This window comes from Pseudomonas campi (assembly GCF_013200955.2).
Classification (GTDB): Bacteria; Pseudomonadota; Gammaproteobacteria; order Pseudomonadales; family Pseudomonadaceae; genus Aquipseudomonas; species Aquipseudomonas campi.
Map to the genome: position 1 here is coordinate 481,832 of NZ_CP053697.2, position 12,627 is coordinate 494,458.

At 64.6% G+C, this 12,627-nt stretch carries 9 protein-coding genes; 5 read left to right on the forward strand and 4 right to left on the reverse strand.

Features of this window, described 5'->3' with window-relative positions:
- The first annotated feature begins 83 nt into the window (after positions 1-83).
- On the forward strand, positions 84-1,043 hold the full coding sequence (gene speB, locus HNE05_RS02085) for an agmatinase (protein ID WP_173211525.1): 960 nt from the start codon (positions 84-86) through the stop codon (positions 1,041-1,043).
- 191 nt (positions 1,044-1,234) lie between these two features.
- Here the strand turns inward: speB and HNE05_RS02090 are convergent, their stop codons facing one another.
- Positions 1,235-2,140, reverse strand: a complete 906-nt coding sequence (locus HNE05_RS02090; RefSeq protein ID WP_173211526.1) for a LysR family transcriptional regulator — start codon at positions 2,138-2,140, stop codon at positions 1,235-1,237.
- Positions 2,141-2,237: 97 nt separating this feature from the next.
- Here HNE05_RS02090 and HNE05_RS02095 point away from each other — a divergent pair, with 97 nt between their 5' ends.
- From HNE05_RS02095 to HNE05_RS02110, 4 genes are all read left to right on the forward strand, one after another.
- Positions 2,238-4,025: an alkyl/aryl-sulfatase gene (locus HNE05_RS02095; RefSeq protein WP_173211527.1), complete on the forward strand. Its 1,788-nt coding sequence runs from the start codon at positions 2,238-2,240 to the stop codon at positions 4,023-4,025.
- A gap of 135 nt (positions 4,026-4,160) precedes the next feature.
- Positions 4,161-4,958 carry a DUF1190 domain-containing protein gene (locus HNE05_RS02100; RefSeq protein WP_173211528.1) on the forward strand — a complete coding sequence of 266 codons (798 nt, stop codon included), beginning with the start codon at positions 4,161-4,163 and terminating at the stop codon, positions 4,956-4,958.
- Between the two features lie 5 nt (positions 4,959-4,963).
- Positions 4,964-5,839 (forward strand): hypothetical protein, encoded by an 876-nt coding sequence (locus HNE05_RS02105; protein WP_173211529.1) that lies wholly within the window; start codon positions 4,964-4,966, stop codon positions 5,837-5,839.
- Position 5,840: 1 nt separating this feature from the next.
- Entirely contained in the window at positions 5,841-6,608 is a 768-nt protein-coding gene (locus HNE05_RS02110) for a hypothetical protein (protein WP_173211530.1), read from the forward strand.
- Here the strand turns inward: HNE05_RS02110 and HNE05_RS02115 are convergent.
- From HNE05_RS02115 to HNE05_RS02125, 3 genes are all read right to left on the reverse strand, one after another.
- Complete coding sequence (locus tag HNE05_RS02115) at positions 6,576-7,739, reverse strand: glutathionylspermidine synthase family protein (protein WP_173211531.1); 1,164 nt, start codon at positions 7,737-7,739, stop codon at positions 6,576-6,578. The genes HNE05_RS02110 and HNE05_RS02115 overlap by 33 nt on opposite strands.
- A 349-nt stretch (positions 7,740-8,088) precedes the next feature.
- Positions 8,089-9,090, reverse strand: coding sequence for a hypothetical protein (locus tag HNE05_RS02120; RefSeq protein WP_173211532.1), 1,002 nt, complete (start codon positions 9,088-9,090; stop codon positions 8,089-8,091).
- A 138-nt stretch (positions 9,091-9,228) separates the two neighbouring features.
- Entirely contained in the window at positions 9,229-12,429 is a 3,201-nt protein-coding gene (locus HNE05_RS02125; protein WP_173211533.1) for a M10 family metallopeptidase, read from the reverse strand.
- Between the last annotated feature and the right edge of the window lie 198 nt (positions 12,430-12,627).

The following is a 12,627-nucleotide window of genomic DNA, read 5'->3' on the forward strand; positions in this document are numbered from 1 at the left end:
GCGAAGCTTCTGCATGACCGACTTCGCGAGCAGAGCTCGCTCCTACAGAGAACCCCCTGTCTTTACCCACCGAGAACCCAACCATGGAACAAGCCTTCGACAACGACCTGGCCATCACCCGTGACAGCCTCTACGGCACCGTCGCCGAGCCGACCTACGCCGGCATCACCAGCTTCATGCGCCGCCGCTATACCCGCGATCTGCGCGGGGTGGACCTGGTGGTCAGCGGCGTGCCGTTCGACACCGCCACCAGCAACCGCCCCGGCAGCCGCTTCGGTCCGCGTGCGATTCGCGCCGCCTCGATCCAGTCGGCCTGGGAGCGCCACTATCCCTGGGAGTTCGACCCGTTCGATGTACTGGCCTGTATCGACTACGGCGACTGCAACTTCGACCACGGCACCCCGCAGGACACCCCGGCGGTGATCGAGGCGCATGCCGACAAGATCCTCGCGGCCGGCTGCGCCATGCTCACCCTGGGCGGCGATCACTTCATCAGCTACCCGCTGCTCAAGGCCCATGCCAGGAAACACGGCCCGCTGGCGCTGATCCACTTCGACGCGCACAGCGACACCTGGCCGGACGAAGAGGGCGCGCGCATCGACCACGGCACCATGTTCTACCACGCGGCCAAGGAGGGCCTGGTCGACCCGGCGCGCTCGGTGCAGGTCGGCTTGCGCACCACCAATGACGACGTGATGGGCTTCCAGGTGCTGGATGCACGGCAGGTCAATCGCAGCACGCCGGAGCAGATCGCCGAGCTGATCCGCGCCCGCGTCGGTGACCAGCCGGTGTACCTGACCTTCGACATCGACTGCCTCGACCCGGCCTTCGCCCCCGGCACCGGCACCCCGGTGTGTGGCGGCCTCTCCAGCCATCAGGCCCTGGAAATCCTGCGCGGCCTGCGCGGCATCAACCTGGTCGGCATGGACGTGGTGGAAGTGGCGCCGCCCTACGACAACGCCGAAGTCACTGCCCTGGTCGGCGCCACCCTGGCCATGGAGATGATCTGCCTGTACGCGGCGCGGCTTAAGCTGGGGGGCTAACCCGTAGGGTGGAAATCGCGGTTTATTTCCGCCATTGGCGTTCGGCTCGGCTGCCAGTGGTGGACCGGTGAAGCGCGGTCCACCCTACGATCCCAGGCGACAACTCGGGGTTATCTCGGGCGCGCAAAATGCTCCTTGGGAGGGGCAGCAGCCGGGATGTTGGGCTTCGTTGCTGCGCCCTGCACCCGATCCTACGCCGGCTTTGTCTGACCATCCTGCGCGCAGATGATCTGCTGCAACTGCTCGGCCGCCGGCGACAGGCTGTGTCCGGCGCGGCTGACGATGCCATAGGCCGAGCGGGCCAGGGCCGGGTCGCCGGCCAGGCGCAGGGTGACCAGGCGTCCGGCCTGGACATCGGCGGCCACCACATCCCAGGGCGCCAGGCTGAGCACATCGCTGGTCGACACCAACTCCTTGAGCACCATGAAGTTGTCGCACTGGATGCTCAGCGGGTTTTCCCCATCGCCCAGACGCTGCAGCAGGCGGTCGACCTCCACCGGCATCTGCGTGCCGGCCAGGGGGAATTCATTCAGGTCGCCTGGCGACAGCGGCTGGCGCTGGCACAGCGGGTGCTGCGGGCGGCAGAACAGCACGCCGTGGTGGCTCTGCAGCGCCGTCACCTGCAGTTGGGGGTCGTCGTGGAACTCGCGGGTATCGGCGATGAACAGCTCGATCTCGTCGTTCAGCAGACGGCTGCGCAACTGCTGCCAGTTGTCGATCAGCAATTGCACGCGCACCCGTGGGTGGCGCCCGGCGAACTGGCCGAGGGCCTGCGGCACCAGGCGCGCGGCAGGGTAGGGGCCGGCGCCCAGGCGCAGCTCGCCGCTGCTCAGATTGCCCAGCTGGCTCACTGCATTGCTCAGCGCCCGGCTGCCGGCGAGCAGGCGGCGGGCATGCTCCAGCACCAGTTCACCGTGGGCGGTGAGGCTGATGCCGCGGCTGTGGCGGTCGACCAGGTTGCAACCGAGGCTGCTTTCCAGCGCCTGGATGCTGCGGCTCAGCGCCGGTTGACTGAGGTGCACGGCCTCGGCGGCACGGGCGAAGTGGCCGTGCTCGGCGAGGGCGACAAAGTGGCGGAGCTGGCGAAGGTCATTCATGCATGATTTGCATCGTTAGTTGATTTGGAATGCATTGGAATTATTGGCTTGCATTGGCCAATCTGCCAGCACTGCCCACCACAATGAGCGTCTGCGCATGTTTTCACGCAACCGAACTGCCGCCGTGCTGCTGAGCCTGGCGTTACCCCTGGCCGGCCATGCCGCCCTGCCCGAAGAACAGATTGCCGCCTCGATCCACCCGGAGCTGGCCGAGCACAGCAAGCATTTCGTGCAGAAGGTCTACCAGGTGGCGGACAACGTCTATTCCGCCGTCGGCTGGCAGCTGGGCAACGTGGCGATGATCGAGGCGCCGGAAGGGCTGATCATCGTCGACACCGGCGAGGCGGTCAGCGAGTCGCGCAAGATCATGGCCGAGTTTCGCAAGATCAGCGACAAGCCAGTCAAGGCCGTGGTCTACACCCACTTCCACCCGGACCATATCAACGGCGTGAAGGCCTTCGTCACGGAGGAGCAGGTGCGCAGCGGCGAGGTACAGATCATCGCCCATGAAACCCTGCTGGCCAACGTGGTGGCCCAGGGTGCGCTGGTCGGGCCGATTCTCTCGGTGCGTTCCGGCTACAGCTTCGGTGCCGGGCTGCCGGACAGTGACCACGAGCAGATGAACGCCGGCATCGGCCCGCTGGCCAAGGTCGAGGCCTCGACCTTTATTGCGCCGACCCTGACCTTCAAGGACAAGCTCGACACCCGCATCGCCGGCCTGGATCTGCAGTTCCTGCATGTGCCCAGCGAGGCTCCCGACGAGATCACCGTCTACCTGCCGGCTAACCGCGTGCTGATCAGCGCCGAGGTGGAGCAGGGGCCGACTCTGCCGAATATTCACACCCTGCGCGGCACCAAGTTCCGTGACCCGGTGGTGTGGGTCGAGAGCCTGGACAAGCTGCGCGCTTATCAAGCCGAGCATATGGTGCCGCTGCACGGCCGTCCGGTCAGCGGTCAGGCGCAGGTCGAAGAAGTGCTGCGCATGACCCGCGACGGCATCGCCTATATCCACGACCAGAGCGTGCGCTGGATGAACAAGGGCCTGACCCCGGACGAGCTGGTCGAGAAGGTCAAACTGCCACCGCATCTGGCCGGCTATACGCCCTATCTGCGCGAGTACTACGGCACGGTGAAGCACAGCGTGCGGCAGATCTACAACGGCTACCTGGGCTGGTTCCAGGGCGACCCGGTGGCGCTCGACCCGCTGCCGCCGAAGCAGAAAGCCGAACGGCTGATCGCCCTGATGGGCGGGCATGACAAGGTACTGCTGGCCGCCGGCGAGGCCTATCTTAAGGGCGAACACCAGTGGGCCGCGGAGCTGGCCAGCTATGTCATCAGCCTGGACAACGAGGATCAACTGGCCCGCGACATCAAGGCGCGCAGCTTCCGCAAGCTCGGCTACGCCAGCATGAACATCAACTGGCGCAACTGGTACCTGATGAGCGCCATGGAGCTGGAGGGCAAGTTCGACGGTGACGAGGTGCAGCAGCTGGCCCAGGACATGCGCAGTGCATTTCTCTCCCCGGACATGCTGAAGAACTTCCCGGCGCGGGTCTTCCTGCAGAACTGGATCACCCGCATCGATCCGGACCAAGCCAATGATGTGCAACTGACCCTGGGCTTCAGCTTCCCGGATATCGGCGAGGAGTGGGCGCTGGAAGTGCGCCGTGGCGTGGTGCAGTTGCACCAGGGCATTCCCGTGGGCACCACGCTCAAGCTGACCCTCGACAAGAGCTACCTGGACACCGTGATGAGCGGCGAGAACGGCCTGCTCAAGGGCGCGCTGCTGGGCGATGTAAAGGTCGATGGCGACCTGCTGGAGATCAAGACCTTCCTCGGCTGCTTCGACTTCGAGGATGCGCCGATCGCTTTGACGCTGCGCTAAGGCGTTGTTACCGGCGGCCGCTCCGTGCCGCCGGGACTGGTTCACATCTTCCTGGCCGCGCTGGACGGCGCGGTTGACCGGCGCTGGCGCAGCCTTTGTAATGCCCGGCCTGCTGACTGCAAACACGGAAGTTTTATGTCTGACGCCGATACCCTCGCGGCTCCTGCGCCCGTTGCCTTCCCTGACGCCGTTCCGGCGCTTGCCCGCCGGCAGAAGCGTGCCAGCCTGCTGACCCTCAGCCTGATGGGCGTGGCGCCGCTGGCGATTCTCATGTGGGACCCGCTGTACCGTGATGTGCGGGTCTTCCCCAGCGTGGCGCTGTGCGACAGTGACAGCCCGCTGTCGGCCGAGCAGTGCCAGAAGCTGTATAACGAGGCCCTGCGGCGCAATGCGCAGATCGCGCCCAGCTTCGTCAATTTCACCGCCTGCGAGGGCGATTTCCTGCGCATCAGCCCAAGCTGCAAGGACGGCACCTGGTGCGAGCCGCAAGCCGTGCAGAACTGTGCGCTGGGCGATGATGGCCTGGCCCGGCCGAACCCGGCGGCCTTCCTGGTCAGCGAGTCGCTGCTCGAACGTCTGCGCCAGGGCGAGCAGCCGGCCCTGGCGGAGCTGGACATGGAGGAGCTGCAGCCGGTCTATGGCATGAGCGAGGAGAACCTCGGTGGCGTCAGCAGCGGTTATACCTCCACCTATCACTACCCGAGCTATTACGGCGGCTTCAGCAATCGCAACTGGTACATGTTCACCAGCCAGGGGCAGTACCTGGGCGACCAGAGCATCCGTCAATTGAATCTGCACACCAGCCATCTGCAGGCGGGCGCCGGCTACGCCCAGCATTTCCAGGCCAACGCGCTGCCTGCGCGGATGGGTGGCACGGCCCGCGGTGGCTTTGGCGCCTCGGCGCGCAGCAGCATGGCGCTGGCCACGGGGTGATTACGATGCGAATGCACCCTCGCTGGCTGCTGCTCTGTGCGTGCCTGGCCTGCTGCGGCACGCTGCGTGCGGAGAGCCTGGGAAAAAGCATCGGCGAGGCCGAAGCGCTGCTGGCCCAGTTGCAGAAACAGATTGCCGGCAAGCCCGAGTCGCTGCGGGTCAAGCTGCCCGCGCGTAATCAACACCACAGCCTCAAGGAGCTGGGTTTGCACCCTCTCTGCCAGCCACCGGTGCTGGTGCGTGCAGCACCGCCGGTGCGGGCCATGAGTCAGTGCATGGGCATGCAGTTCAGTGGCGGCGGCATGACCCAGGTGCAGGCGGCAATTTTCTGGGATCACAGTGGCAGCGCCTGGCAGAGCGGGCGGGTGTTGCGCATGCAGGTCAATGACCTGCGGCGCATGCGTACTGAACCGCTGGAAGATGTTGCCCTGGACAGCGAACAGGCCATGGTTCAGGGCATGGCACAAGCAACTGCGCAGGAGCTGCAGCAGCTCGACAGAGTCTGGCGCAGCCTGGTCGACACCCCACTCGAGGAGTGGCCCGGCTGGCAGGCTGGTATGCCCGAGGCCTGGCCCGAAGACCTGCTCGCCCTGCATCGCGACGGGCGCCTGCGCCTGAGTGGTTCGCGCCTGCGCGGGCTGCATGCCTGGCAGGCATGGTGGACGCCGCTGGCCAAGCCCGCGGCGGTGGAGGCTCTGGTGGGCGTCCCGTCACGCCTGGAAGGGGTGGTGCCGGCCTTGCAGCTGGCCGAGCTGCAACTGGGTGGGCGTCCCTTCGCCATGGTGCTGCTCCCCGCCAATCGCCAACCGACGCAGGCACACGCCCTGTGGAGCGACCGCCAGTGGCAGTTGCTGATGGTCCGCCTGGATGCGAGGTCCTGAGATGAGTAGCCCCTTGGAAATGCCTGACGAGCTGTTCGACGAGCCGCCGGTGCGAGTCCTGCAGCGCGATGCGATCAGCCAGACCGTGCTGTTGCTGGGCAATCAGCAACTGCTGGCGCAGTTGCTCTGCCTGCTGACCCCGCTGTTGATCGGCGCGCTGCTGGCGGGGCAGCTGGCCCTTGAGTTCCGTCCCTGGCCGTTGGGCAACTTCGAGCTGACCCTGTTGGCCTGGGGGCTGTTGTGGTTGCTGTTCCTGGGTTACTGCCTGCTGGCGGGCGCCTACCCCAACACTTATCTGTTCAATCCCCGGCGCCAGTGGCTGCTGCACCTGAACAGCGGCGAGGCCATCGACCTGGCGGGCATTGTGCGATTGCAGCAGGCGCGGCAGGCGGCGGTCGATCCGCAGAGCGTCGCCGCGCATTCCCAGGAAAACCTGTTGCCGTGCAACGCCCAGGTGCTGGGCGAGCTGGACTGGGGGAAGCTGCAGGCCATCGACGTCTATCGACCGCTGACCCTGCGCGACTATCTGCGGCGCTTGTTCAGCCCGGAGGTGCTGGTGGCCAGCTCGGTGGTGGCCGAGACATTTCTGGTGACCTTCCTGATCATCAGCTTCGACCTGGTCGGCTTCCTGCTGGCGCACTTGGTGCTCGGCCTGGCTGCTCTGGCCTGCGGCCTGGCCGGTTATGCCTTGCAGCAACAGGTTGCGGCACGCTGCCAGGCCCTGCTCGGCGCTCGCTCAATCGAGGATGTAGTGCGGGACGAAGCGTGAGCTGTCCTGGGTGATCACGCCCAGGTCCTCGCGCATGCCCATGCCGACCGGCTCACCGCCGACCAGCCAGCTGCCGATGATCGGATGCTGGCCGCCCATGCTTGGTGGCGGGCACCAGGCCTGTAGGATCGCCGGGCCGTCGCTGTAAGGGCCGGGCACTTCCAACTCCACGCCCTTGGCGCTTTCCACACGAATGTTGGCCCCCTCGCGGGAGAAGAACGGCTTGCGCACCCAGCGCGTGCCGAGCAGCTCGGCATCCGCGGTATCGGCGAAGCAGGCCGGCAGCAGGTTGGGGTGGCCGGCATGGCGTTGCCAGAGCAGCGGCAGGATGGCCTTGTTCGACAGCAGGGTCTTCCACACCGGTTCGATAAAGCGCGTGTGGCTCTGCGCCAGATGGCGGGAAAAGTCCTCTTGCAGCAACCATTCCCAGGGATAGAGCTTGAACAGCTGTTGCAGCGGCTGGTTGCGCAGGTCGACAAAGCCCTTGCCGGGCAGGTGGCCGATATCGTCGATATGCATCAACTGGGGTTGCAGGCCGGCCTGGCTGGCGCAGTCGGCCAGGTAGGTCAGGGTGCCCTCATCCTCGATATGGTCGCGGCAGCAGGCTAGATGCAAGGGTTGCCCGGCCAGGCCGATGTGCTGCAGACGCTCGATCAGCGCGTCCTGGATGCGGTTGTACTGGTCGGCCGCCACGGGCAGCAGGCCACGCTCGCGGCATTGCTCCAGCCACACCCACTGGAAGAAGGCCGCCTCGTACAGGCCGGTCGGCGTATCGGCGTTGTATTCGTAGAAGCGCGCCGGGCCCTGGCCGTCGTAGGCCAGGTCCATGCGCCCGTAGAGCGCCGGCTCGCGAGCCTGCCAGCTGTCGCGGATCAGTTGCCAGTGGGCCTCGGGCACCGCCATGCGCCGCAGCAGCGCCTCGCTGTCCACCACCTCGGCCACCAGGGCCAGGCACATGGCCTCCAGCTCGGCGCTGGGCGCTTCGATGGCGTCTTCGATCTGACGCAGGCTGAAGCGGTAGCAGATGCTCTCGTCCCAGTAAGGCTCGCCGCCGATGGAGTGGAAATGAAAGCCGAGTGAGGCGGCTTGGGTGCGCCAGTCCTGGCGCGGAGGGATGCTGTGCCTGAGCATGTAACGTCCATGTGGTGCGGGGCAAACGGGGCGCCACTTTACCATTGAGGCATGAGCCGGGAATTTCCGGGGGGCGTGACAGTGAAGCCAATCGCAGAAACATCATCGGCACGGGGTATGCGGGGGCAGGGGCGTCACTTGCGGTTTTTGTGCCGTGGTGCCAGCTAACTGGCTGACGCTGCGAGAGAGGTCAGGACGGAAGCCAGATCACCTTGCTGTACGGCCGCCTACAACACTTGGCGCAGGTATCTCTGGATCGCCTGCAGGTGGTGCTGTTCGGTGTGCTGTACCTGCGCAACCGGCAGCCCTGACATGTTGGCAGAAGAGTCAGGGCTGCGATCGCGCTGACTCAGGGCTTGTACACGTAGCCTTCGGCTTTCTCGTACTTGAAGCCATTGATGCCCGTGCTGGAGTACACGACGCTGTAGAGGTGGTGCTTGGTCGTGGGGTTCCAGTAGCGGTGCAGGGCCGTCGCGTTGGGCACCTTGGCCGTGAATACGTTGGCGGCCGCGCCCACATAGACATAGCCGACCTTGCTGTAGTAGGCGTCGTCACGACCGATGGTGTAGAGGCTGTTGGCGATGCTGCTGTTGTAGTAGCGATGCAGCACGGTCGTGCCGAATGCCGCGCTGCTCGGCACCTGTGCGGCGATGGCGTTGTAGCTGTACTTGTACAGGGCCATAGCGGCATCGTCGCGCTTGGTGACATACATGTTGTCGCCGGTCTTACCGATGTAGTGGTGCAGGGCGACCTTGGTCAGCGGCTTGGTATTGAGGATCTTCCACAGATTGCCGGAGCCGGTGCCGCAGTTGCTGCTGCTGGAGGTAGCGCCCACCTCCCAGCCGCTGGGCAGGGTCGAGGCATTGCACACGCTCATCTGGCTCTGCCCTGCCGTGCTTTGCGCTTCGTACTTGGTGCGTTTGCTGCCGCTGGCCGTGCCGCAATCACCTGACCCCGAGTAGCTGGTCTGGCGCGTGATGACCCAGCCGGTAGGCAGGGTGCGCAGACAGGAGTTGAGCTTGGTCTGGCCATAGCTGTTGGTGATCTGCCAGATCAGTCTGGGTGTGCCGCTGGAGCTGCCGCAGATACCGCTGCCGGTGTAGCTGCGCTCCTTGGTGTTCACCCAGCCGGTGGGGGTGGTGCGGATGCAGGTATCCAGCACGGTTTCCCCGGCCAGCCGGGTATAGGTGTAGAGGTTGCCACCACTGCAGGAGGTGGAGCGCTCCTGGATCTTGGTCATTACATAGCCGCTGGGGGCTGTCGAGCTGCAGGAGGTCGACGTGGTGGCGGCTTGCAGATCGCTGACGGAGACGCTGAACAGTGCGGCAAGAATACAGAGGTACTTGTTCATACAGATCCTTTGCATGGGCGTTCTTGAGGGTGGGGATAGCCACTCGGCTATGGATTCTAGCCAAGGTCAGGGTGCTGCTGAAGGTTTTGTGCATCCAAGTGCCCCGGAAGTTCCGGGGCCCTGAGAGTCCAGCACCGATCAGGCGATCAGGCTGCTGCTGTCCAGGCTGGCGACGCCGATCAGTTGGATCTCGAACTCGGCATCGGCATCGGCGTCCACGCTGCCGTAGAGCATGCCCCCCTCGAAGCGCAGCTGCGCAGTGGCACTGCCTTCGATGAAGGCGGCGTCGTTGATGAAGGCGAATGCTTCGTTCACCCCGGTGGTGAAGGTGTCGGCGTCCAGTCCGGAGAAGTCGAGCAGGTCGCCTTCGGCGAACTTGAAGTCCTTGATCACGTCTCGCAGCGAGCCCAGGCCCAGTTCGCTGAGTGCATTGAAGATGAACCGGTCGAGCCCACTGCCGCCGGTTAGTTGGTCAGCACCGCTGCCGCCGATCAGTATGTCGTTGCCCTGGCCACCATTGAGCTGGTCGTTGCCGGCATTGCCGCGCAGGGTGTTGGCCAGGCTGTTGCCGGTGAGGCGGTCGTTGTAGTTGCTGCCCGTGAGATTCTCGAAATTGAGCACGGTATCGCTGCCGGAGCCGCCGGTGGCCTGGGTGCTGGTCAGGCCCAGGTTGAGGGTGATGCCGGCTGTGGCGCTGGCGTAGGACAGGGTGTCTTCGCCGCTGCCGCCGTCGAGGCGGTTATTGCCGCTGCCTGCATGAATTGTGTTGTTCAGTGCATTGCCGATGCCGTTGGCGTTGCCGGTGGCCTGGATGCGCAGGTTTTCCAGGTTGGCGCCGAGATTGTAGGCGGTCAGGTAGCTGTAGACGGTGTCGGTGCCGCCGCTGGCCAGGTCGGCATTGGTATCGCTGACAGTATCGCCGCTGTTATCGACGTAATAACTGTCATTGCCGTCGCCGCCGGTCATGCTGTCGGCGCCGCCTTTGCCGTTGAGGATGTCGTTGCCGAGGTCGCCGCTGAGTTTGTTGTTGGCGCTGTTGCCGATCAGCTTGTCGTCGTACTGGCTGCCGTTGAGGTTCTCGAAGTTGCGCAGGGTGTCGCTGCCAGAGCCGCCGGTGGCCTGGCTGGTGGTCAGGTTCAGGTCGAGGGTGACCCCTTGGTCGACATAGCGGTAGGACAGCGTGTCGCTGCCGCTGCCGCCGTCGAGCACGTTGTTGCCGGCGCCGGCGTAGATGACATTGTTCAGCGCGTTGCCACTGCCATTGGCATTGCCGGTGGCCATGATGCGAAGTTTTTCCAGATTGGCGCCGAGGGTGTAAGCGGTCAGGTAACTGAAAACGGTGTCGCTGCCGCCGGCGGTGCTGTCGGCATTGGTCTCGCTGACCACATCGCTGCTGTGGTCGACGTGGTAGCTGTCGTTGCCGTCGCCGCCGGCCATCTGGTCGGCACCGGCCCCGCCGTCCAGGATGTCGTTGCCCAGATCGCCACTCAGCGTGTTGGCCGCCGCCGTGCCGATCAGGCTGTCGTCGTACTGGCTGCCGTTGAGGTTCTCGAATGACAGCAGGGTGTCGCTGCCAGAGCCGCCTGTGTCCTGCGCGCCGCTCAGGGCCAGGCTGACACTGACACCCTGGGTGGCATGCCGGTAGGACAGGGTGTCGTTACCGTCGCCACCGTCCAGAACGTTGTCGCCAGCGCCAGCGTGAATGAGGTTGTTCAGTGCATTGCCGCTGCCATTGGCATTGCCTGCGGCCATAATGCGCAGTTTTTCCAGGTTGGCGCCGAGGCTGTAGTCGGCCAGGTAGCTGAAGACGATATCGCTGCCGCCGCTGGCGGCATCGGCGTTGGTTTCGCTGACGCTGTCGCCGATGTCGTCGACATAGTAGGTGTCGTTGCCGTCACCGCCGATCATGTTGTCGGCACCGGCGCCACCGTCAAGGACATCCTTGCCGGCGTTGCCGCTCAACTTGTTGGCGTCAGCGTTACCGGTGAGCTTGTCGTCGTACTGGCTGCCGTTAAGGTTCTCAAAGTTGCGCAGGGTGTCGCTGCCGGAGCCGCCGGTGGCCTGGGCGCTGGTCAGGGCCAGGCTGGCCGTCACGCCCAGGCTTGCGTATTTATAGGAGACGGTATCGTTGCCGTCGCCGCCATTCAGGTTGTTGTTGCCAGCGCCGGTATACAGGATGTTGTCCAGCGCGTTGCCGGTGCCGCTCGCGGTGCCGCTGCTCATCAGACGCAGGTTTTCCAGGTTGGCGCCGAGGCTGTAGGCGCTCAGGTAGCTTTTGACCGTGTCGCTGCCGCCGAGGCTGCGGTCGGCCTCGGTTTCGCTGACCCGGTCGCCAGTGTGGTCAACGGAGTAAGTGTCGTTGCCGTTGCCGCCGGTCATGCGGTCGGCACCGGCGCCACCGTTGAGCACATTGTTCAGTTCGTTGCCGGTGAGCGTGTCGTTGTACTTGGAACCAGTGGCGTTCTCGATCTGTGCGCCGTAGGCAATGGCCAGGCAGTTGTTGATGTAGGTGCTGCCGTTCCAGAACGCCTTGCCGATGCTGCTGAAACTGCCGGCGTTGAGGTTGATGTTCACTGCGCTGGCCTGGTTGCTGCCGTCGATGGTGTCCGTACCGCCGGCGTCCCAGATGGTTTCGAATACGCTGCTGCCGGCATCCCACTTGTAGGTGTTGTTGCCGGTCTGCCAGTTCATGTTGGCGCCATACAGGTACTGGATGGCCGCGATGTCCAGCAGCATCGGGCCGGTGGGCTCGAAGTAGTAAGGGTCGTTGTAGCTCATCACCGTATAGCGCACATCGTCGTACTCGGTGCCGGCCAGCGTTTCGCCGCTCAGGAAGCTGGTTTCGAAGGGGTGCTTGAGGCCGAGGGCATGGCCGATCTCATGCACCAGCACGTGGTAGTCGAATTGCCCCGGCTGGGGATTGCTGCTGGTGTAGGGATGAAGCCAGATATCGCCTGACTTGGCCGTGGAGCCAGGCAGATAGGCCCAGGCCGCCGTCTGGTCGTCCATCTCCAGATAGCCGCCGAAGCGCAGGGTGCCGACCTGGCTGCTGGTCTCGGTGACCTTGCTGAAGGTGATGTTGGCGACCGAGCTCCACTCCGCCAGGGCGGCGATGGCCGCGCTCTGCTGCCCGGAGGTCAGCACGAAGTCGAACAGGGGTTCGTTGTCGGAGGAGTAGTTGCTGGCGAACTGGGAGCCGGCAGTCAGGAAGCTGTAGCTCAGCGTGACGCCGGAACCGGTGGTGCCGCCCCATTTGGTGCCATAGATCAAGCTATCGATCTGGCTGTCGTTGGACAGAACAACATAGGAAGCGGCGGTAGATTCGCTTGGGCTTGGCATACAGCATCACCATCCTGGCAATAGAAAAAGTAAAGGAGGCAGTTGCCTCCCTGATCGGGGCGGCTAATTTAGGGGGCAATCCCGGCATTCTCAAGATGTTGCCGACAAATACCCGTTTTTTGCGCACTGTTCGCCTGTCTTGGCTTTCTCGCGGCAGCGCATATGACTGGATCGTGGGTACAGTGCCAACCGCCCGGG

Excerpts from the sequence above, each read along its gene's own strand:
- speB (WP_173211525.1), top strand. The coding sequence starts at position 84 with ATGGAACAAGCCTTCGACAACGACCTGGCCATCACCCGTGACAGCCTC.
- HNE05_RS02095 (WP_173211527.1), top strand. The coding sequence starts at position 2,238 with ATGTTTTCACGCAACCGAACTGCCGCCGTGCTGCTGAGCCTGGCGTTA.
- HNE05_RS02120 (WP_173211532.1), bottom strand. The coding sequence starts at position 9,090 with ATGAACAAGTACCTCTGTATTCTTGCCGCACTGTTCAGCGTCTCCGTC.
- HNE05_RS02090 (WP_173211526.1), bottom strand. The coding sequence starts at position 2,140 with ATGAATGACCTTCGCCAGCTCCGCCACTTTGTCGCCCTCGCCGAGCAC.
- HNE05_RS02100 (WP_173211528.1), top strand. The coding sequence starts at position 4,161 with ATGTCTGACGCCGATACCCTCGCGGCTCCTGCGCCCGTTGCCTTCCCT.
- HNE05_RS02105 (WP_173211529.1), top strand. The coding sequence starts at position 4,964 with ATGCGAATGCACCCTCGCTGGCTGCTGCTCTGTGCGTGCCTGGCCTGC.
- HNE05_RS02125 (WP_173211533.1), bottom strand. The coding sequence starts at position 12,429 with ATGCCAAGCCCAAGCGAATCTACCGCCGCTTCCTATGTTGTTCTGTCC.
- HNE05_RS02110 (WP_173211530.1), top strand. The coding sequence starts at position 5,841 with ATGAGTAGCCCCTTGGAAATGCCTGACGAGCTGTTCGACGAGCCGCCG.
- HNE05_RS02115 (WP_173211531.1), bottom strand. The coding sequence starts at position 7,739 with ATGCTCAGGCACAGCATCCCTCCGCGCCAGGACTGGCGCACCCAAGCC.